This is a genomic window from Dongia mobilis (assembly GCF_004363235.1).
Lineage (GTDB): Bacteria > Pseudomonadota > Alphaproteobacteria > Dongiales > Dongiaceae > Dongia > Dongia mobilis.
In genome coordinates this window covers 74,018-93,131 of sequence record NZ_SNYW01000001.1, presented here as the reverse complement: position 1 = coordinate 93,131, position 19,114 = coordinate 74,018, and the positions used below count along the sequence as shown (strand labels likewise).

General features: G+C 65.7%; 19 protein-coding genes. 10 read left to right on the top strand and 9 right to left on the bottom strand.

Translation table 11 applies throughout. The features are described from left to right. The first annotated feature begins 238 nt into the window (after nucleotides 1–238). Nucleotides 239–2,497 carry an esterase-like activity of phytase family protein gene (locus A8950_RS00455; RefSeq protein ID WP_133611515.1) on the top strand — a complete coding sequence of 753 codons (2,259 nt, stop codon included), beginning with the start codon at nucleotides 239–241 and terminating at the stop codon, nucleotides 2,495–2,497. 59 nt (nucleotides 2,498–2,556) lie between these two features. Here A8950_RS00455 and A8950_RS00450 read toward each other — a convergent pair whose 3' ends face one another. The 3 genes from A8950_RS00450 to A8950_RS00440 all read right to left on the bottom strand — a co-directional run bounded on the left by A8950_RS00450 (nucleotide 2,557) and on the right by A8950_RS00440 (nucleotide 4,947). Continuing rightward, nucleotides 2,557–3,663, bottom strand: a complete 1,107-nt coding sequence (locus tag A8950_RS00450) for a DNA alkylation repair protein (protein WP_133611514.1) — start codon at nucleotides 3,661–3,663, stop codon at nucleotides 2,557–2,559. Between the two features lie 105 nt (nucleotides 3,664–3,768). Next, nucleotides 3,769–4,545, bottom strand: coding sequence for an enoyl-CoA hydratase (locus A8950_RS00445; RefSeq protein WP_133611513.1), 777 nt, complete (start codon nucleotides 4,543–4,545; stop codon nucleotides 3,769–3,771). Nucleotides 4,546–4,581: 36 nt separating this feature from the next. Continuing rightward, entirely contained in the window at nucleotides 4,582–4,947 is a 366-nt protein-coding gene (locus A8950_RS00440) for a hypothetical protein (protein WP_133611512.1), read from the bottom strand. A gap of 238 nt (nucleotides 4,948–5,185) precedes the next feature. Here A8950_RS00440 and A8950_RS00435 point away from each other — a divergent pair, with 238 nt between their 5' ends. The 7 genes from A8950_RS00435 to A8950_RS00405 all read left to right on the top strand — a co-directional run bounded on the left by A8950_RS00435 (nucleotide 5,186) and on the right by A8950_RS00405 (nucleotide 11,635). Beyond that, nucleotides 5,186–5,389: a DUF1127 domain-containing protein gene (locus A8950_RS00435; RefSeq protein WP_133611511.1), complete on the top strand. Its 204-nt coding sequence runs from the start codon at nucleotides 5,186–5,188 to the stop codon at nucleotides 5,387–5,389. 85 nt (nucleotides 5,390–5,474) lie between these two features. Further along, nucleotides 5,475–6,086, top strand: coding sequence for an OsmC family protein (locus A8950_RS00430; protein WP_133611510.1), 612 nt, complete (start codon nucleotides 5,475–5,477; stop codon nucleotides 6,084–6,086). Between the two features lie 494 nt (nucleotides 6,087–6,580). After that, nucleotides 6,581–7,516 (top strand): ribose-phosphate pyrophosphokinase, encoded by a 936-nt coding sequence (locus tag A8950_RS00425; RefSeq protein ID WP_133611614.1) that lies wholly within the window; start codon nucleotides 6,581–6,583, stop codon nucleotides 7,514–7,516. Nucleotides 7,517–7,618: 102 nt separating this feature from the next. Beyond that, the gene (locus A8950_RS00420; RefSeq protein WP_133611509.1) at nucleotides 7,619–8,320 is read left to right on the top strand and encodes a 50S ribosomal protein L25/general stress protein Ctc; all 702 of its coding nucleotides are present in this window, start codon (nucleotides 7,619–7,621) and stop codon (nucleotides 8,318–8,320) included. Nucleotides 8,321–8,350: 30 nt separating this feature from the next. Continuing rightward, the gene (gene pth / locus A8950_RS00415; RefSeq protein WP_133611508.1) at nucleotides 8,351–8,986 is read left to right on the top strand and encodes an aminoacyl-tRNA hydrolase; all 636 of its coding nucleotides are present in this window, start codon (nucleotides 8,351–8,353) and stop codon (nucleotides 8,984–8,986) included. A 13-nt stretch (nucleotides 8,987–8,999) separates the two neighbouring features. After that, nucleotides 9,000–10,103, top strand: coding sequence for a redox-regulated ATPase YchF (gene ychF / locus A8950_RS00410; RefSeq protein WP_133611507.1), 1,104 nt, complete (start codon nucleotides 9,000–9,002; stop codon nucleotides 10,101–10,103). A 227-nt stretch (nucleotides 10,104–10,330) separates the two neighbouring features. Next, nucleotides 10,331–11,635 (top strand): DUF3422 family protein, encoded by a 1,305-nt coding sequence (locus A8950_RS00405; RefSeq protein ID WP_133611613.1) that lies wholly within the window; start codon nucleotides 10,331–10,333, stop codon nucleotides 11,633–11,635. 6 nt (nucleotides 11,636–11,641) lie between these two features. Here the strand turns inward: A8950_RS00405 and A8950_RS00400 are convergent, their stop codons facing one another. From A8950_RS00400 to petA, 5 genes are all read right to left on the bottom strand, one after another. After that, nucleotides 11,642–12,409, bottom strand: coding sequence for a class I SAM-dependent methyltransferase (locus tag A8950_RS00400; RefSeq protein ID WP_133611506.1), 768 nt, complete (start codon nucleotides 12,407–12,409; stop codon nucleotides 11,642–11,644). Further along, nucleotides 12,406–13,299 carry a VOC family protein gene (locus A8950_RS00395; protein WP_166644917.1) on the bottom strand — a complete coding sequence of 298 codons (894 nt, stop codon included), beginning with the start codon at nucleotides 13,297–13,299 and terminating at the stop codon, nucleotides 12,406–12,408. Before A8950_RS00395 ends, A8950_RS00400 begins: the two co-directional genes overlap by 4 nt. A gap of 161 nt (nucleotides 13,300–13,460) precedes the next feature. Further along, nucleotides 13,461–14,258 (bottom strand): cytochrome c1, encoded by a 798-nt coding sequence (locus A8950_RS00390; protein ID WP_133611504.1) that lies wholly within the window; start codon nucleotides 14,256–14,258, stop codon nucleotides 13,461–13,463. Continuing rightward, on the bottom strand, nucleotides 14,258–15,571 hold the full coding sequence (locus tag A8950_RS00385; protein WP_133611503.1) for a cytochrome b: 1,314 nt from the start codon (nucleotides 15,569–15,571) through the stop codon (nucleotides 14,258–14,260). Before A8950_RS00385 ends, A8950_RS00390 begins: the two co-directional genes overlap by 1 nt. 17 nt (nucleotides 15,572–15,588) lie before the next feature. Continuing rightward, nucleotides 15,589–16,149 (bottom strand): ubiquinol-cytochrome c reductase iron-sulfur subunit, encoded by a 561-nt coding sequence (gene petA, locus A8950_RS00380; RefSeq protein WP_133611502.1) that lies wholly within the window; start codon nucleotides 16,147–16,149, stop codon nucleotides 15,589–15,591. Between the two features lie 320 nt (nucleotides 16,150–16,469). On the opposite strand from petA, the gene A8950_RS00375 reads away from it, so the two are divergent. Next, nucleotides 16,470–16,940: a tRNA (cytidine(34)-2'-O)-methyltransferase gene (locus A8950_RS00375; protein ID WP_133611501.1), complete on the top strand. Its 471-nt coding sequence runs from the start codon at nucleotides 16,470–16,472 to the stop codon at nucleotides 16,938–16,940. Further along, nucleotides 16,937–17,815, top strand: a complete 879-nt coding sequence (gene hemF / locus A8950_RS00370; protein WP_133611500.1) for an oxygen-dependent coproporphyrinogen oxidase — start codon at nucleotides 16,937–16,939, stop codon at nucleotides 17,813–17,815. Before A8950_RS00375 ends, hemF begins: the two co-directional genes overlap by 4 nt. A gap of 24 nt (nucleotides 17,816–17,839) precedes the next feature. Here hemF and A8950_RS00365 read toward each other — a convergent pair whose 3' ends face one another. Next, a complete protein-coding gene (locus tag A8950_RS00365) occupies nucleotides 17,840–19,057 on the bottom strand; it encodes a CCA tRNA nucleotidyltransferase (RefSeq protein ID WP_166644916.1) in 1,218 nt (405 codons plus the stop codon). Nucleotides 19,058–19,114: the final 57 nt, after the last annotated feature.

The window sequence follows — 19,114 nt, the reverse complement described above, 5'->3', positions numbered from 1 at the left end:
TAAAATACACATCCTCGCAGTGGCGAATATTGGCGCCGGTACTTGTTGCGGCGCAGCATCCGGCCCTTGGGCCCATATACAGCCGCTTCGGCACCGGCCGGCGACCGGCCTGCCATCACGGAAAATTCGCCGCCCCGACGCGAAACGGTCATCTCCGCAGCCTAAGCGTGACGGTCCATTCGCTGCCGGCCGCAGCCGGCAACGCCTTCAGACTCACACCAAATTCCGGGATTGCGATATGCGACACGCAGCGACAAGCAGCCGGCAGCCGGCGGGCCGTCTTCTCCGCCTCGCCACCGGCACGGCCATGATTTTGTGCCTTGCCCAGGGCGCCGCCCTGGCGGAAGACACATACTTCAGCCGCCAGGCGACCTTGCCGGTCTTCCTCAACCTGCCGGCAGGCACTGACCCCGCGACCGAGACGGCGGCCGAGATCATCGCGGCAACGGCGGACGGCATGGGCCTCGTCTATACGGACAGCCCAGGCAGGGCACTGGGCTTTGTCGATATTGCCGATCTGGCGGCACCCAAATTCACCGGGCGCCTCGACATGGGCGGCGAGCCGACCTCGGTCGCGGTGATCGGCAATATCGCCCTGGCCGGAATCAACACCAGCGAATCCTATGTGAAGCCTGGCGGACATGTCGCGGTGATTGATCTTGCCAGCCGCAGCATCAAGGCCAGCTGTGATGTGGGCGGCCAGCCGGATTCGGTCGCCATCAGCCCGGACAAGGCCTATCTCGCCGTCGTGGTCGAGAACGAGCGCGACGAGGAACTGAATGACGGCGCCCTGCCGCAGCTGCCGGCCGGGCATCTGGCGCTCTTCGCGCTGGGTGCCGACGGCATGCCGGCCAATTGCGACGCCGCCACGATCATCGACTTGACCGGTCTTGCCGCGACGGCGGGCGAGGACCCGGAGCCGGAATTCGTCGACATCAACGCCGACAATATCGCCGCGGTCACCCTGCAGGAGAACAACCACATCACCCTCATCGACCTGAAATCGGCCAAGGTCGTCACCCATTTCACGGCCGGCGCCGTGGACCTCGCCGGGATCGACGCCAACGATGACAAGGTGATTGCCGCCATCGACAGCAGGCAGGGCGTGCTGCGCGAGCCAGATGCGATCGGCTGGCTGGACAATGAGCGTTTCGTCACCGCCAATGAAGGCGATTACCAGGGCGGCTCGCGCAGCTTCACCATCTTCGACAAGAGCGGCAAGGTCCTGTTCGAATCCGGCAGCATGCTGGAACACCTTGCCATGGCCAATGGCCAGTTTCCGGTGAAGCGCGCCAAGAGCAAGGGCGTGGAGCCGGAAGGGCTGGAAATCGGCCGTTTCGGCGACGAGACGCTGATCTTCGTCCTGGCGGAGCGCGGCAACTTCGTCGCCGTCTATCGCGACAAGGGCGGCGCCGCAGCACCGGAATTCCTGCAGATGCTGCCGACCGCGGTGGGTCCCGAGGGTGCCGTGGCGATCCCGGGGCGCGGTCTCCTCGCCGTCGCCTCGGAAACCGACAGCGCCGAGGACAATGTGCGCGCCAGCGTCAGCCTCTATGCCCGCGATGCTGCCCGGCCTTTCGCCCCGGCAATCATCTCGGCCATCGATCCGGCGACGGATGCCCCGATCGGCTGGGGCGCCCTGTCCGGCCTTGCTGCCGATCCCGTGGCGGAGGGGAAGCTCTATGCGGTCAGCGACAGCATCTATGGCGTCAGCCGGATCTATGCGCTCGATGCCACCGCGACGCCGGCACGCATCACCCGCGCCATCGACATCAAAAAGGACGGCAAGCCCGTTGGCTACGACCTCGAAGGCATCGCGCTCGCAAAGGATGGCGGCTTCTGGCTGGCCTCCGAAGGCAATCCCGATAAGGAGATCAACAATTATCTGCTGAAGGTCGACGGCGCGGGCAATGTGCTGGAAGAGATCCAGCTGCCCGAGGCGCTGGTCGCGCAGGCGGTACGCTTCGGCCTGGAAGGCATTGCTGCCTGGGAAGAGAACGGCCGCGAGAAACTGATCCTCGCCGTGCAGCGCGAATGGAAGGACGACCCCAAGGGTCTGGTGAAACTCGCCATCCATGAGCCGGCCACGAAGAGCTGGTCCTATGTCCACTATCCGCTGGAGACGCCGAAATCGGGAAATGGCGGCTGGGTCGGCCTTTCGGAGATCACGCATCTCGGCGGCTTGCGCTTCGCCCTTATCGAGCGCGACAACCAGCCCGGCGTTCATGCCGCGCTCAAGCTGATCACCACCATCGACCTGGCCGGCGTCGACCCGAAGCCGCTGGGCGAGACCCTGCCGGTGGTTGGGAAGAAGGTGGTGCTGGATGCCCTGCCGCTGATGCTCGCCGGCAAGGGCTGGATCTCCGACAAGATCGAGGGCCTCACCGTCACCAGGGGCGGCCAGGTCTATGCCGTGATCGACAATGACGGCCTCTCGGATGCGCCGGGCGAAACGCAGTTCCTGCGCCTTGGTGCGCTCGACCAGCTGACGCAGTAGACCCTGTGTAGACCCAGTTCAGTGCCGAAGGACCCGGCGCCGGCAACGGCGCCGGGTTTTCATTTGCCGAGATGAAAGGCGGCTTCGGCCAGGATGCGACCGTTGACGCGGATGTCGAGCTTGTGGGCTCCCGGGTAATAGCGCCGCGTCGTCACCGGCTTCAGGCTGTGGCGGCGCTCGAGACGAATGCTGTCGCCGGGCGCCAGTTCCACCTCGCGCCATTTGAAAACCTTGGGCCGGAGTTCGCCGCGCGCGCCCAGGTGATGCACGGCGTAATCGAGGATGGCACGGGCCGTCGTTCTGCCCGCGTTGCGGAGCGTCAGCGATAGGCCGAGTGATTGGCCGATGCGGACGCGCCCGCGATCAAGCGCCAGATCGGCGACGGCAAAACGCGCCTTGCGATCAACGCCCATGAGTTGAAGCGCCCCGTCATGACCCTGCTTCACCAGATGCCGCAGCGCATGGCGGATGAGGGGCGCCCGCGATGCCGCGCCTTGCCAGGCGGCGATCAGCGCGACCGCGCGGTCGGGATGGTCCTTGGCGATGTCGTTGACCGAATTGGCGACCGAGCGCCGCACCGCCTCGATGGAATCGTCGCGCAGTGCCTCGAGGATGGGGAAGATCGGCGCCGGGTCCTGGACCAGGCCCTGCAGCCGCAGGCCCCAGGGGAGGCGCGGCCGCGAACCTTCGGAGGCGAGGCGCCGCACGCGCCAGTCCTTGTCATCGGCCCAATCCCGCATGACGCGGAGGACCTTCGCCTGGTCCCGCTGGATGAAGGGCCGGACATCGAATTCGCCCGAGAAATGCCGGGTCGCGTCGCGGAAATAGGCCAGCGCATGGTCCGGATGATCGAGCCCCGCCAGCGCCACGAAACGGTGGCAGGGCAGCACGCGGAAGGAACCGAAATCGGTGCCGTCACCGGGCGGCGATGGCTCGCCCAGCGCCGCTGCGACGATTTTCACCGCCTGCCTGAAATCATCGGGCAGGTGCCGGCGCATCTCGCCGGCGATGCGGTCGACCCGGGCGATGAGTTCAAGTGCCGGCAGATCGGCGACAATCGCCCGGACGAATTTTGCACGCGGGAATCCGGGTGCCGCCGCGGCGAGGCGTGCCGCCAGCCAGTCGACCGCCTGCCTGTTGAACATTTCCTTCAGCGGCTCGGCCATCGCCCGCCTCCCTTTCCGTGGAGGTCAAGCAGATAGCGGAAGCTGCGGCGTCTGAAAATGGCCAGGGATCCGGCTGCTGCCACACCGTTGGCAGCAGTTGCCGCCTCAGCGATGCCTGAAGGCGGGTTTCCGCTTCTCGACGAAGGCGGCCATGCCTTCCTTCTGGTCTTCGGTGGCGAAGGCGGCGTGGAACAGGCGGCGTTCGAACTTGATGCCCTCGGCCAAAGAGGATTCGAAGGCCCGGTTGACCGATTCCTTGGCCATGAGGACGATGGGGAGCGAGAAGCCGGCGATCCTGCTGGCCACCGCCAGCGCCTCCTCCATCAGTTTCTCCGCCGGAACGATGCGGGCGACGAGGCCCGACCGCTCGGCTTCGGCCGCATCCATCATGCGACCGGTGAGGACGAGGTCCATCGCCTTGGCCTTGCCGATGGCGCGGGTCAGGCGCTGCGTCCCGCCGGCACCGGGAATGATGCCGAGGGTGATTTCCGGCTGGCCGAATTTCGCATTCTCGGCGGCGATGATGATGTCGCACATCATCGCCATCTCGCAGCCGCCGCCCAGGGCAAAGCCGGCGACCGCCGCCACCACCGGCTTGCGGCAGGTGGCGACACGCTCCCAACCCTTGCTGATGAAATCCGTCACCAGCACGTCGACGAAACCGCGGGATTGCATTTCCTTGATGTCGGCGCCGGCGGCGAAGGCCTTCTCGGAACCGGTCAGGATGATGGCGCCGATATTCTCATCGGCCTCGAGATCGTCGAGCGCCGACCCCAATTCCGCCACCAGCTGGTCGCAAAGCGCATTCAGGGCCTGCGGCCGGTTGAGGCGGATGATGCCGACGCGCCCCTCGCGCGCAAGCTCGATGGTGGCGAAAGACATGAATGGAACTCCGCGATGGCTCGGTTGTCGGAAGGTTCAGTTGTCGGACGACAGCGTGTAGGTGACGGTGACCGGTCCCGCTTCCGGGCCGAGCACGTCGATCTTGAGGACCTGGTTCTCGCGCCGCCAATTGCCCTCGTCGGTCTCGTCCCAGCCCAGCTGCGGCAGGGTCGATTCGTAAAAATCATGCACGGAATCAGCGCTGCCCGGCCCCTTGGCATAGGCCGTGACGATGCGGCCGATGACGGAATCGAACACGGTCGATTTCTCGGCCTCCTCCTTGATGCCGTCCGGCAGCGGCAGGTCGCTGATCCCGGCCAGGTAATCGGTCGCGGCGGCCGGGACGGCATGGGCCGCCAGGACCAGGCCGGACGCAAGCAATGGGGCAAGAAATCGGCGCATGTCCGTCTCCGAAAAGGGAGCCATTTTCTACCCCGTCCGGGTGCGGGTCACAAGTCGCATGGCTGTGACAGAGTGGGCACAAACGAATGCCAAGAAACGCCAAGAATTCCGCCATGGCGACCCGCAAGAATCGGCAGCCGGAAGCGGATAGAAGGCGCTTCGACCAGCATCTAAGCATCCTGGACCGGGAAGCTGGCTCAATGGACCGGGACCCGAACCGAAAACCAGGAGACGAACCATGTTCACGATGTCGACCCCGGCGGGACGCAACACCGCCGCCTTGGCCATCCTCGCACGCATCTTCGCCCGCCTGCTGGCGATGCGCGAACGGGCGCGCCAGCGGCGCCAGCTGGCCGGTCTCAGCGATGCGCTGCTGAAGGATATCGGCATCAGCCGCGCCGATGCGGAACGCGAGGCAACGCAGCCCTTCTGGCGGGTGTGAAGTGCTTCACAGCGGCCAGGCGGGCCAAGGCGCTAGGGAAGCCGGACCGGCGACGAGCTCCGGTTTCACCACTTGAGGACATCAGATGAACACCAGCACCCTGACTACCGCGGGGACCGCCACGAAGACCGCCCGCAACCTGAACGGCCCCGTCATCAACGGCCTCGACCTGGCGGCGCTGTCCGTCAACCGGGCGCAGATCGCGGCGGATTCGAACAATGCGCAGGTCCGTTTTGCCGTCGCCACCGATTGGGTGAGCGGCACGCAGAGCCGCAGCCGGGTCACCGGCTATGACCTGGCGGGGCAGCGGATCCACCGCGACTTCACCATCCTCAGCGACGAGCCCGGCGAGTTGCTGGGCGGCAATACCGCACCCAACCCGCAGGAATTGCTGCTGGCAGCCCTCAATGCCTGCATGGGTGTGGGCTATGTCGCCGGTGCGGCACTCCGTGGCATCAACTTGCGCCACCTGCGGATCGAAAGCGAAGCGGCACTCGATCTCAGGGGCTTTTTCGGCGAGCCCGGCATTCCGGCCGGTGCCCCGGAAATCAACCTCAGGATCGAAATCGCGGGCGATGCCGATACCGCCGCCTTTCGCGAGATCCACGCCCAGGTGATGAAGACCTCGCCCAACTGGTTCCACCTGACCCAGCCGGTCCGGATCGCGGCCGTGCTGCATGTCAAAGGCGGCGGCTGAGGTCGAGCCAGATTGGCGTCACGCTATTTGGTCACTTGCCAGACCCGGCTCCAGCGCCTAGGCCTGGGGCCGGTTCCGGAGAGAGATCCATGCCCTATGTGACCGTGGTGATGGCCGGGCTGGCCATTGCCTTCATCATGATTTTGCTGGTGCTTTAGGGCGGAAATCCGCCGGCCCCTGCCATGCGCTGTCGCAGGGCTGCCATGTTCTGGATATTTTATTAGTTATTTCAAATAGATAAGTGGGTGACAACCAACCCCACGCCAGCCTTGCCGGGGCCGGGGGGCGCTGATACATTCCGCGCGCCTTTTGACCCCCCGCCCAGTTGACTGACGGCGGATCGGGGAGGGGTGATTTTGACTTTGGCAGGTTCCGCGAGCAGACGGCGCAAGACCGGATGCGGCATGCCGGGGGTCAGTCAGCAGATGGGATATGGGGCCGAGCGGCGCAAGGATGCCCGAGCGGCCGCAGGATGCGGGATGAACGGGCGCAGCATGAAGATCCTTACCGGCAACAGCAACCGGCCCCTGGCGGAGGCGATTTCGGCCTATCTCAACCTGCCGCTGGTCAATGCCAGCGTGCGGCGCTTCTCCGACATGGAAGTGTTCGTCGAGATCAACGAGAACGTCCGCGGCGAGGACGTCTTCATCGTCCAGCCGACCTCCTTCCCGACCAATGACAATCTGATGGAATTGCTGGTCTCGATCGATGCGTTGAAGCGCGGTTCCGCGCGCCGCATCACCGCCGTCATCCCCTATTACGGCTATGCCCGCCAGGACCGCAAATCCGGTCCCCGCACGCCGATCTCGGCCAAGCTGGTCGCCAACCTGATCACCACGGCGGGCGCCGATCGCGTCCTCACCGTCGATCTCCATGCCGGGCAGATCCAGGGCTTCTTCGACATCCCGACCGACAATCTGTTCGCCGCCCCCGTCCTCACCAAGGACATCAAGGAGCGCTTCGGTACCGGCAACAACCTCTGCATCGTCAGCCCGGATGTCGGCGGCGTGGTGCGCGCCCGCGCCTTCGCCAAGCGGCTCGATGCCGATCTCGCCATTGTCGACAAGAGGCGCGAGCGCGCCGGCGTTTCCGAGGTCATGAACATCATCGGCGATGTCGCGGGCAAGCGCTGCATCCTGGTCGACGATATCGTCGATTCCGCCGGTACGCTGTGCAACGCCGCCGTGGCGCTAAAGGAACAGGGGGCGCTCTCGGTCGCCGCCTATGTGACCCATGGCGTGCTCTCGGGCGGGGCAGTCGCCCGCGTCTCCGCCTCGCCGCTGGAGAGCCTGGTCATCACCGATTCCATCCAGGCCACCGAAGCCGTGCGCGTGTCGCAGACGGTGCGCCAGTTGACGATCGCGCCGCTTTTGGCCGAGGCCATGGCGCGCATCAGTGAAGAGAAGTCGGTCTCGTCGCTCTTCGACTGAAGAGGGATGCGATCTTCAAATCCGGTCCGGCACCCCTGGAGGCCGACCGGTCGACCGCCGGATGGTCCGGCGATCGGAAACTGCGAACGATAGGAGACAATAATGTCCGCAGTTCAGTCCGTCAGCGCGGAGCTTCGCGACCGCGCCGGGAAGGGGGCCGCCCGCGCCACACGTCGTGCCGGTCGAGTGCCCGCCGTTATCTATGGTGACAAGAAGGAACCGACCCTCATCACCCTCGATCCCAAGGAGATCGACCGCCACATCCACAAGAAGGGCTTCTTCGCGACCCTGCTCGACGTGGAAGTGGGCGGCACCAAGCATCGCGTCCTGCCGCGCGACGTGCAGTTCGACGTGGTCACCGACCGCACGCTGCATGTCGACTTCCAGCGCGTCAGCAAGGACACCAAGATCCACGTCAACGTGCCGGTCGTGGTGCGCAACGAGGCGGCCGCCCCGGGCCTGAAGCGCGGCGGCGTGCTCAACATCGTGCGCCACGAGATCGAGTTCATCTGCTCGCCGGATTCGATCCCGCAGATGATCGAGGTCGATCTGACCGGCCTGGAAGTGGGCGCCAGCGTCCATATCAGTTCGGTGAATGTGCCGGCCGGTGCGACGCCCGCGATCCGCGACCGCGATTTCACGGTCATCACCATTGCCGCACCCTCGGCGCTGAAGTCGGAGGCCGAAGAGGCCCAGTCGGCAGCGGCGACGGCGGCGGCAGCGCCGGCGGCCGGTGCCGCGGCTCCGGCCAAGGGTGCCGCCCCGGCGGCGGCCCCGGCCAAGGGCGGCGACAAGAAGAAGTAAGCCCAGTCGGCTCGATCAGCGGGGTCCGCGATGCGTCTCATCGTCGGCTTGGGCAATCCCGGGCCCCGCTATGCCGGCAACCGGCACAATATCGGCTTCATGGCGGTGGACGAGATCGTCCGCCGCTATTCTTTTGGCCCGGTGCGGGAACGCTTCCACGGCGGCGTCGCGGAAGGCAATATCGGCGGCGAGAAGGCGATCTGCCTCTGCCCCGCCACCTTCATGAACGAATCGGGCCGTGCCGTGCAGGCGGCGATGCAGTTCTACAAGCTCGCAGCCGACGACATCATCGTCATCCATGACGAGATCGATTTGCCCCTGGGCAAGGTCAAGGTGAAGAAGGGGGGCGGCGCCGGCGGCCATAACGGCCTGCGCTCGATCGACGCCCATATCGGGCCGGAATACTGGCGGGTGCGCCTCGGCGTCGGCCATCCCGGCGTGAAGCAACTGGTGAAGAACTTCGTGCTGATGGATTTTGGCAAGGAAGAACGCGCGCTGGTGGACGAGATCAACCAGGTTTGCGCCGAGAACCTGCCCTTGCTGATCGCGCATGAGGACAACAAGTTCATGACCCGGGTCAGCCTGGCGCTGAACCCGCCGCCGCCGAAGGATGAAGCGCTGAAAACGGATCGTCGGCCGACGGGCGACGATACCGAGAAGAACTAGAAGGTAGCATTCCATGGGTTTCAATTGCGGTATCGTCGGTCTGCCCAATGTCGGCAAATCGACCCTGTTCAACGCACTGACCGCGACCGCGGCGGCACAGGCCGCCAATTATCCGTTCTGCACCATCGAGCCCAATGTGGGCCGCGTCGAGGTGCCTGACGAGCGGCTGGAGAAATGCGCGGCGATCGCCAAATCCGCCAAGATCATTCCGACCCAGCTGGAATTCGTCGACATCGCCGGCCTGGTGCGCGGTGCCAGCAAGGGCGAGGGATTGGGCAACAAGTTCCTCGCCAATATCCGCGAGGTGGATGCCATCGTCCATGTGCTGCGCTGCTTCGAGGGCGAGGTGACCCATGTCGAGGGTTCGGTCGACCCGATCCGCGATGCCGAGACGGTCGAGACCGAGCTGATGCTGGCCGATCTGGAGAGCGTCGAAAAGCGGCTGGAGAACGCGCAGAAGCGCGCCAAGATCGGCGACAATGAGGGCAAGGCGCTGGCCGACCTGCTGGCGCCGATCGTGGCGGCCCTGCGCGAGGGGAAGGCGGCGCGCACGGTCCTCCCCAGCCTCACCGCCGAGCAGAAGCCGCTTTTCCGGCAATTGCAGCTGATGACCGGCAAGCCCGTGCTCTATGTCTGCAATGTCGAGGAAAGTGCCGCCGCCACGGGCAACGAGTGGTCGCGCAAGGTCGAGGCGATGGCCAAGGCGCAAGGGGCGGCCAGCGTCGTCATCTCCGCAGCGATCGAGGCCGAGGTGGCGCAACTGGGCAGCGAGGAAGAAAAGAGGGAGTTCCTGGAAACGCTGGGTCTCGAGGAAACCGGCCTCGCCCGCGTCATCCGCGCCGGCTACAAGCTCCTCGACCTCATCACCTTCTTCACCATCGGGCCGAAGGAGGCGCGCGCCTGGACCGTGCGCCATGGCGCCAAGGCGCCGGAAGCGGCCGGCGTCATCCACACCGATTTCGAACGCGGCTTCATCCGCGCCGAGACCATGTCGGTCGAGGATTTCATCGCGCTGGGCGGCGAGGCGGCGGTCAAGGAAGCCGGCAAGTTCCGCCAGGAGGGCAAGGATTACCTCGTCCAGGACGGCGACATCTTCAATTTCCGTTTCAACGTGTAAGGGAGCGGCCCGCCTCCCTCCCCCGCGCCCCGTTCCCTCCCTGCCGCTCCGCGGCAGTCGGCACCACGCATGCGACGGCAATCCGGTTCAGACCCGATCCAATCCCCCTTCCCCGGCGTAACCCAGGATTGACGGGCCCGGGGACGCGCCCTCTTTCGGCGCGGGCCAGCGCGGGCAGAAGCTGCTAGGCTGGCGGCTCGTCCAGGAGGGGAATCGAGACCTTGCCGATGTTCACCGAGCATCCCGTGCGGCGGGAGTTGAACGACGAGGTTCACGCGCGGCCGCCCCTGCGGATCGACGGACCGGTTCTCGTCCTGCACCTTGCCTGCCTCAGGGATCCCGGTGATCCCGGCGTCTCCACGGACCTCAAATTCATCGCCGACCTCGCCCGCCATCATGGCGCGCCGGCACCCGGGCCGGCCAGCCGCTACGGCATCCTGCCGCGCGGCGAAACCCAGGTGAAATGGGAACTGCACACGGAATTCACCAGCTACACCCTGGTCATGCCGCGACCCGATATCGCGCCCGGCGCACCGGCCTGGACCGCCTTGCCAGAGGACGCGCTGAAACTGGCGGCGCAATGTCCCGGGCAATGCGTGGTCGCCTTCATCCTGGAGATCCGTGGTGCCGGCGGGCCGGTCGAGACCGGCCAGCTGTTTCCGTCCGGCGACGTGGTGGCCTCCAGCGTGGGCGATGGTGCCGCCGATGTGTGGACCGATTTCCGCCTCGATTCGGCTGGCTTCGGACGCATGCTGATGGTGAACCGCGGCCTGACCGGCGGCCGCGCGGGGCGCATGGTGCAGCGTCTCCTCGAGATCGAGACCTATCGCCTGATGGCGCTGCTGGGATTGATGCTGACCCGCGCCCAGGGCGGCGCCCTGGCCGGGCTTGAGGGGCGCCTGCGGCAGCTGATCGAGCGCACCGCGGCACCGGGCGAGGCGGGGATTCCGGCCCCCGGCAGCGAGGATGGCGACCGCCGGCTGCTCAACGAACTGACGCGGCTTGCCGCCGAGGCGGCCAGCCTCGGCACGGCGACGCGCTATCGCCTCAGTGCCTCGGCAGCCTATGCGGAACTGGTGGCGCGGCGCCTCGAGGACATCCGCGAGGGGCGCGTTGACGGACTCTCGCGCCTCTCCAGCTTTCTCGAGCGCCGCTTCACGCCGGCGATGCGCACCTGCGAGGCCTTCGGCCGGCGATTGGACCAGCTTGAGATCGGCATCGACCGCGCCAGCGACATGCTGCGCACCAGGGTCGACGTCAATCTGCAGGCCCAGAACAGCGCGCTGCTGAAGGACATGGAAAGCCGCTCCCGCGTGCAGCTCAGGATCCAGGAGGCGGTCGAGGGCCTCTCGGTCTTTGCCATCAGCTATTACCTGATCGGCCTCCTCAAGGTGGTGACGGAAGGCTTGTTCCCGGGCGATCACGGCCACGCCCACAAGGTGCTGGCAGCCATCGCCGTGCCGATCGTGCTGGGCGCCGTCTGGCTTGGTGTCAAGCGCCTGCGCCGCGCCCTCAAGGGCAGCGGCGGTTGAGCATGATCAGGCGGCCCGCCCCAGCGGGATGATCTCCCTGGCGCCCGCATGCCAGGGGCCGCCTTGCCAGTCACCCAGCCAGTGATCGATCGCGAGGCCAGCCGCCGCGATATTGGCGGCGATCACGTCCTTCGGCGTGAAGCGGATGCGGGAATCGGCCGAAAACACCTTCCCCGTCGCCTCGATCCGGTAATAGGTCCAGTAGGTGACGATGCCGGTCGCCGCATCATGGGCGACATCGTTCCAGGCGGTGACGGCGCCGAAGCGGGGATGGTCGATGACGCGTTGCGATTCGTCGGGCAGCCATTCGCGCCATTCCGCGAGGGCGGGGTTGCGCGAATCGAAGATAAAGCGGCCCTGCGGCGTCAGGTGATGCGCGATGGTGGCGAGGAGGGCCTGCTGGTCGGCATCCGTCAGCAGGCATTGGAAGGCGTGACCGGTCATGACGATAAGATCGAAGCGGCGGTCGCAGCGGAAGGTGCGCGCATCCGCCTCGACCCAGGTGACATTGTCGCCGCCCGGCCGCGCCCGCGCCACGTCGAGCATGGCCGCGGCCGGATCGAGACCCACAACCTCGCGCCCCGCGCCGGCGAGGGCCGCCGCCAGCAATCCGGTGCCGCAGCCGAGGTCGAGCACGGCGCGTGCATCGGCGGCGAGCAAGCGGCAAAATTCCGTATCCGGCGCCCAGCCGTTCTCGAGGTCGTAGAAATCGGTAAGGTCGGGATCTCGATAGAGGCGGTCGTCGTCACCCGCGGTCGCTTCCGGTTGTCTCATTCTTCCACGAACTCGATGATGACGCCGTTGGCTTCCTCGGGCGGCACCAGGCAGCCCTTGCCGGTCTTGATGGTCAGCACATTCTCGAAGCGCAGGTGGTCGCGGCAGCGCGCCTTGTCGGCCACCGCGATCTTCATCGCGGCGATCCAGGGCGTCGGGAACGAGGGCAGCGGCTCGAGGGCGGGATAAAGCTGGGCGAGGCCGTCCGCCGTGGTGAAGCGGATATGGCCGTGGCCGGTATCGATGACGGTCACCTTGTTGGCGGTCTGCACCGCGTCGGCGCCGAAGAGCGGCAGCCAGTCGAAGGCGGTGTCGGCGGGATTGTCGACCACGACGGTCAGCGAGACGATGCCGCGCGCGCGATTGGCGTGATGCAGCCATTCCGGCCGCCGCACCAGTCCGGGTGTCAGGTGCTGGCAGATGAAGGCGGCAACACCCGGCGTCGCCGCCGGCGGCAGCATGACGAGGCCGAATTCGGGCAGCACCTCGCCCTCGGGCAGTTCGAGGACGCGCTTCAACTGCCGCGGCGGCTCCACCTGGAATCCGGCGCGGCGCAGATCGGCCGCACAGGACGCGGTATCCCCGGTCGCGAAGGCAAGGCCCATCAGCCCCTCGCGGGTATCCAGGAAGCGGTCGAGGTTGTTGGTGAATTGCGCTGGATCGACGATCCCCAGCAGCTCCAGGTAGTCGGCCTCGAACATGATGCAGTAATTGGCAGTACCCCAGCCGATATGGCGCCCGCGCGGCGTCAGTTGGAAGCCGAGGCGGCGCCATTGCCTCGCGGCATGCTCGAGGTCGCGCACGCCGATCAGCAGGTGGTCGATACCCGCAATGGCCGGCACGGGCTTGGCATTGTCGGCAATCGGCAACGGCAGCGCTCCGGTCGTCATTGTCGATTCCTGATTCATCCCGCCCTTCAGGATGAATCAGTCATAACCTGAATTGCGATAATGGTAAACGGTGGGGGTCAGGGGTCGAGGGGCGAGCAAAGAAAAACCGCCGCCGGGTGGCCCCGGACGGCGGTTGTTTCAGACGAGTATCGGCCGGGATCTCAGTGGATCTTGGCCCAGACCCGGCGCTTCACCGCATAGGCGATGAGGGTGAAGACGATCAGGAACAGCATCGCCTTCATGCCGGTATAGATGCGATTCTCGTAATTGGGTTCGCCCGCCCAGGTCAGGAACGCCGAAACGTCGCGGGCCTGCTGGTCGACCGTGGCCTCGGTGCCGTCGGCATAGGTGACGCCGCCATCCGAGAGCGGGTTGGGCATCGCAATCTGGAAGCCGAGGAAGCCCTCGTTGTACTGCATGCCGTCGGCCAGTTCGAAGCCGGCCGGCGGCTCCTGGTAACCGGTCAGCAGGCCATGGAGGTAATCCGCGCCCTCATGGGCGCCGAAGCCGGCGCCGGCGCGGGAGCGGGCGATCAGCGAAAGATCCGGCGGCAGGGCGCCGTTGTTCGAGGCACGCGCCGCCTGTTCGTTGGCGAAAGGCGCCTTGAACGGGTCGGAGGGCAGGCCCGGACGTTCGACCGGATCGCCATTCTCGTCGGGCATGGCGTCCACCACGGTGACGGCGGCCGCCACTTCCTTCACCTGGGCCTCGGTCAGGCCGATCTCGGTGAGGTTGCGGTAATGCACCAGGTCGAGCGAATGGCAGGCGGCGCAGACCTCGTTATAGACCTGGAAGCCGCGCTGCAGCTGGGCCTTGTCGAACTTGCCGAAGAAGCCCTGGAACGACCAGGATTCCTTCTCGACATGGACGCCGTGATGGGGTGTCGCCGCGACGAAGAGGACCGCGGTGATACCGACGAGCGCGGTGACACCCTTGAGAACGAGGGAACCGGCACTCATCAGAACTTCTCCATCTGCTGGGGAGCTTGGGCAATGGAGGCGTGAGCCCCACCAGCACCAAGAACCGGGCGAGAAATCGACAGGGGAACAGGCTTGGTCTTCTCGAAGATCGAGAGCAGCGGCAGGATCACCAGGAAGTAGGCGAAGTAATAGGTCGTCGCCAACTGACCCATGGAGATGATGCTGATGCCGGCCTGGCCCGTATCCGGTGCGATCGAGAACGAGAACGGCGACCAGATCCAGTCCGGGGCATGCTTGCCGCAGATGGTGAGGATCGCGCAGTCGAAGACCAGCATCCAGAAGAACAGCTTGAAGGCCGGGCGATAGGCGCCCGAGCGGACCGGCGAGCGGTCGAGCCAGGGCAGGATGAACAGCACCGCAATCGCCGCGAACATGGCGATGACGCCCATCAGCTTGTCCGGGATCGAGCGCAGGATCGCGTAGAACGGCAGGAAGTACCATTCCGGCACAATATGTTCCGGCGTCGACAGCGGGTTGGCGGGAACGAAGTTGACCGGATCACCCAGCGTCACCGGGGCATAGAACACCCAGTAGGCGTAGAAGATCAGGAATACGCCGAGGCCGAACAGATCCTTCACCGTGTAATAGGGGTGGAAGGGGATCGTGTCCTGCGGCCCCTTGGTATCGATGCCGATCGGATTGTTGGAGCCGAAGCGGTGCAGTGCCACGACGTGCAGCATGACCACGCCCAGGATCACGAAGGGCAGCAGATAGTGGAGCGAGAAAAAGCGGTTGAGGGTCGGGTTGTCGACCGAGAAACCGCCCCACAGCAGGGTGACGATGGAATCACCTACCCAGGGAATGGCCGAGAACAAATTGGTGATGACCGTGGCACCCCAGAAGCTCATCTGGCCCCAGGGCAGCACATAGCCCATGAAGGCGGTCGCCATCATGAGGAGCAGGATGACCACGCCGATCTGCCACAGCAATTCGCGCGGCGCCTTGTAGGATCCGTAATAGAGGCCGCGGAAGATGTGGATATAGACGACGATGAAGAACATCGACGCGCCGTTCATGTGGATGTAGCGCAGCAGCCAGCCGTAATTGACGTCGCGCATGATGCGCTCGACCGAGTTGAAGGCGTGGTCGACATGCGGCGTGTACTGCATGGCGAGGAAGATGCCGCTGACGATCATGACCAGCAGCATGAAGCCGGCGAGCGACCCGAAGTTCCACCAGTAGCTGAGGTTCTTCGGCGTCGGATATTCGTTGGCCTCGTGATGCAGGTACGAGAAGACCGGCAGGCGGTGATCGATCCAGCGGATCACCGGGTTCTTGAAATTGGCAGCCATGGCTATTTCCCCACCCCTCAGCCGATTCGGACGCGCGTGTCGCTCAGATACTGGTATTCCGGCACCGGCAGGTTGAGCGGCGCCGGGCCCTTGCGGATGCGGCCCGACGTGTCATAGGCCGAACCGTGGCAGGGGCAGTACCAGCCGCCGAACTCGCCCTTCGGCTCGACATCCTTCTGGCCCAGCGGGATGCAGCCGAGATGCGTGCAGACACCGACCAGGATCAGGAATTCCGGCTTCTGGGCGCGCGCCTCGTCGGCCTGCGGGTCCTTCATGTCGGCACTGTCATCGGCCTTGGCCTGTTCGATCTCGGCCGCCGTGCGGTGGCGGATGAAGACCGGCTTGCCGCGCCACATCACGGTGATGGCCTGGCCTTCGGCGATCTGGCTGATATCGACCTCGGTCGAGGACAGCGCCAGCACGTCCTTGGACGGGTTGAGGCTGCTGATGAACGGCCAAGCCACCGACGCCACGCCAAAGGCGGTCACCGATGCCGCGGTCAGATTGAGAAAGTCGCGCCGCGTGCCCTCTTCCCCCGAGGCATGCCCGTTTCCGGGCGATTGCGCGTGATCCGCCATAATGATTGTCCCTCCGGCAAGGCCGACCCGCCCGCGCCTATCACCTCCACCTTGCGGCGGCAGGCTCTGGGAACGCAGACAGGTCTTGAATACCCAGAATAATCCGGGGCTTATACCACGAGGTCACAAGCCGGTAGCGACCGAGAAATCGCGACAGAACGCCGCAGCCGGACCCCTCGGGCCCCATCCCGGTCGCCACGCCTAGCCCGTCGCGGCATTTCCCCCTGAACCGGGCCAAGGGTATAAACGATTTCCGTTAATTTGCAAGGCGGGGCGCCCGCCTTCCGCACAATCCGACCAAGAGAAAATCCAGATTTATCATGCGCTTGGCCCTGTTCGAGCCAGACATTCCCCAGAATACCGGTGCCGTGTTGCGCCTGGCCGCCTGTTTCGGGCTTGGCGTCGACATCATTTTCCCCTGCGGCTTCGTGTTTGACGATGCCAGGCTGCGCCGCGCCGGCATGGATTACATCGACCGGGTCGATCTGCGCCGGCACACGTCCTGGCCGGCCTATCTGGCGGCGGCGCGGACGAATTCGGGTGCGGGGCGCCTCGTTCTGCTGACCACCCGTGCGGCCGCGCCCTATCACACCTTTGGCTTCCAGCCCGGCGACACGCTGCTGCTGGGACGCGAATCGAGCGGCGTGCCCGACCATGTCCACGACGCCGCCGATCACCGCCTGGTCATTCCGTTGCGCCCCGGCATGCGATCGCTCAATGTAGCCATGGCGGCGGCCATCGTCGCCGCCGAAGCGCAACGCCAGTTTTCACTCTCCGTCGAGCTCCCATGATTCCGTATAGCGACAAGAACGGTTTTCCAGCCGATTACCGGGAAGAGGCCCGCCTCTGGTTCCGGACCCTGCGGGACCAGATCTGCGAACGCTTCGAACAGCTGGAGGATGAAGCGCCGGCGCAGCCCGGCCATGCGGCGGCACCCGGCCGCTTCCAGCGCCGGGATTGGGAACGGGATGGCGGTGGGGGCGGCACCATCTCGCTGATGAAGGGACGCCTGTTCGAGAAGGTCGGCGTCAACATCTCGACCGTCTTCGGCACCTTTTCACCCGAGTTCCGTCAGCAGATCCCGGGGGCGGCTGATGACGGCAGTTTCTGGGCGAGCGGCATCAGCCTGGTCGCCCATATGTGCTCGCCGCATGTGCCGGCGGTGCATATGAACACGCGCCTCATCGTCACGCGCAAGGCCTGGTTCGGCGGCGGGGCCGACCTCACCCCGATGTTTCCAGAGGCGCATGCGGAAGACGGCGCGCTGTTCCACGCCGCCTTCAAGGCGGCCTGCGACCGGACCGATGCCGCCTACTACCCGCGCTTCAAGAAGTGGTGCGACGAGTATTTCTATCTGCCGCACCGGCAGGAACCGCGCGGCCTCGGCGGCATCTTCTACGACCAGCTGAACACCGGCGACTGGGACCGGGATTTCGCCTTCACCCGCGATATCGGCGCCTGTTTCCGCGACATCTATCCCGAAATCGTCAGGCGCCACTGGTCCAGGGATTGGACGGCAGAAGAACGCCAGCGGCAATTGATCCGCCGCGGCCGCTATGTCGAGTTCAACCTGCTCTATGACCGCGGCACCACCTTCGGCCTGAAGACCGGCGGCAATACCGAAGCCATTCTGATGTCGCTGCCGCCGGAAGTGGCGTGGCCGTGAGTGCCTTGACCCTGGCCTGAACAGCTAGCCCATCATCTCTCTGGCCTTGGCGAGGCAGCCCTCTCTATCTGCGGCGAAATCGCCGGCGATCCACCAGGCTTCGAGTGCCGCGAGGCGCGCACCCAGATCCGGGCCCGCTTCGGCTCCCAGCTTGAGGAGGTCGCGGCCGGCGAGCGGAAATGTCGGCTTCGGCCAGGATTGGATGATGTCGAAGGCGCGGTGCCAATCGGCATCGGGCGCCGCGTCGTCCCAATCCACCAGCAGCAGGTCGCGCGCGTTGTCATTGCCAAGATCATGGATCTGGCGGCGCACCAGATGCGGGTCGGAGACGTTGATGAGTGGACGAGCGGCGCTCATTAGGTCAAGCCGCGCGCGCTCGGCATTGGAGAGCTTCAGCATCTCGCCGATCACGGGACCGCTCCCGGTGATGGCGAGCGCCGCGAGGCGGCGGATGGGGTCCGGCTTTAGGCCAAGTTCGCCTTCGAGCCGCGCCACCTTGGCCAGACGATCAAGCGAAGTGGCCTGGGGCAGATAGGCCTCGGCAAAGCCGAGGCGCAGCATCTCGCCCCAGACGCCGATACCGTTGCGCGCCACCAGCAGTTTCAGCGTCTCCTGGCGCAGGCGCTCGCCGGACAGGCGCTTCAACTCGAAGCGCCGCGCAGTCGCCGCCGCGATGGCATCGGCATCAAAGGGACCCGCCGCATAATCGGCATGGAAGCGGAAGAAGCGCAGGATGCGGAGGTAATCCTCATCCATGCGCTGGGCGGGATCGCCGACGAAACGCACGCGCCCCGCCAGGAGGTCGGCAACGCCGCCGAAATAATCGTGCACCTGGCCCGATGCATCGCAGAAAAGCGCGTTGATGGTGAGGTCGCGCCGCGCCGCGTCGGCGCGCCAGTCATCGGTGAAGGCGACCCGGGCATGGCGGCCGTCGGTCTCGACATCGTGGCGCAAAGTCGTCACCTCGAAACCGACATGATCGGCGATGGCCGTCACCGTGCCATGCTTCAGGCCGGTCGGAACCGAGCGGAGGCCGGAAGCCTCGAGGCCGGCCATCACCGCCTCGGGCGCAAGGTCGGTAGCGATATCGATATCCCTGACCGGGCGGCCGGCCAGGGCGTCGCGCACGGCGCCGCCGACCAAGCGCCCTTCGCCACCGGCCGCCTTGAGCGCGGCCAGTACCTTCATGGCACCCGCGGCATGGGGCCATGTCATGACATCGATGCGCGGCAGATCACTCATTGAAAGCCCGAACCTGATGGATCTGATGCAGGTAGCACGATTCGGCCCGGCCGCGAC

What these genes read in the sequence shown, in the direction of transcription:
- A8950_RS00365 (WP_166644916.1), bottom strand. Translation starts at nt 19,057, where the DNA reads ATGAGTGATCTGCCGCGCATCGATGTCATGACATGGCCCCATGCCGCG.
- A8950_RS00425 (WP_133611614.1), top strand. Translation starts at nt 6,581, where the DNA reads ATGAAGATCCTTACCGGCAACAGCAACCGGCCCCTGGCGGAGGCGATT.
- A8950_RS00390 (WP_133611504.1), bottom strand. Translation starts at nt 14,258, where the DNA reads ATGAGTGCCGGTTCCCTCGTTCTCAAGGGTGTCACCGCGCTCGTCGGT.
- A8950_RS00450 (WP_133611514.1), bottom strand. Translation starts at nt 3,663, where the DNA reads ATGGCCGAGCCGCTGAAGGAAATGTTCAACAGGCAGGCGGTCGACTGG.
- A8950_RS00405 (WP_133611613.1), top strand. Translation starts at nt 10,331, where the DNA reads ATGTTCACCGAGCATCCCGTGCGGCGGGAGTTGAACGACGAGGTTCAC.
- A8950_RS00440 (WP_133611512.1), bottom strand. Translation starts at nt 4,947, where the DNA reads ATGCGCCGATTTCTTGCCCCATTGCTTGCGTCCGGCCTGGTCCTGGCG.
- ychF (WP_133611507.1), top strand. Translation starts at nt 9,000, where the DNA reads ATGGGTTTCAATTGCGGTATCGTCGGTCTGCCCAATGTCGGCAAATCG.
- A8950_RS00435 (WP_133611511.1), top strand. Translation starts at nt 5,186, where the DNA reads ATGTTCACGATGTCGACCCCGGCGGGACGCAACACCGCCGCCTTGGCC.
- A8950_RS00430 (WP_133611510.1), top strand. Translation starts at nt 5,475, where the DNA reads ATGAACACCAGCACCCTGACTACCGCGGGGACCGCCACGAAGACCGCC.
- A8950_RS00375 (WP_133611501.1), top strand. Translation starts at nt 16,470, where the DNA reads ATGCGCTTGGCCCTGTTCGAGCCAGACATTCCCCAGAATACCGGTGCC.
- A8950_RS00455 (WP_133611515.1), top strand. Translation starts at nt 239, where the DNA reads ATGCGACACGCAGCGACAAGCAGCCGGCAGCCGGCGGGCCGTCTTCTC.
- A8950_RS00445 (WP_133611513.1), bottom strand. Translation starts at nt 4,545, where the DNA reads ATGTCTTTCGCCACCATCGAGCTTGCGCGCGAGGGGCGCGTCGGCATC.
- A8950_RS00385 (WP_133611503.1), bottom strand. Translation starts at nt 15,571, where the DNA reads ATGGCTGCCAATTTCAAGAACCCGGTGATCCGCTGGATCGATCACCGC.
- A8950_RS00420 (WP_133611509.1), top strand. Translation starts at nt 7,619, where the DNA reads ATGTCCGCAGTTCAGTCCGTCAGCGCGGAGCTTCGCGACCGCGCCGGG.
- petA (WP_133611502.1), bottom strand. Translation starts at nt 16,149, where the DNA reads ATGGCGGATCACGCGCAATCGCCCGGAAACGGGCATGCCTCGGGGGAA.
- pth (WP_133611508.1), top strand. Translation starts at nt 8,351, where the DNA reads ATGCGTCTCATCGTCGGCTTGGGCAATCCCGGGCCCCGCTATGCCGGC.
- hemF (WP_133611500.1), top strand. Translation starts at nt 16,937, where the DNA reads ATGATTCCGTATAGCGACAAGAACGGTTTTCCAGCCGATTACCGGGAA.
- A8950_RS00400 (WP_133611506.1), bottom strand. Translation starts at nt 12,409, where the DNA reads ATGAGACAACCGGAAGCGACCGCGGGTGACGACGACCGCCTCTATCGA.
- A8950_RS00395 (WP_166644917.1), bottom strand. Translation starts at nt 13,299, where the DNA reads ATGACGACCGGAGCGCTGCCGTTGCCGATTGCCGACAATGCCAAGCCC.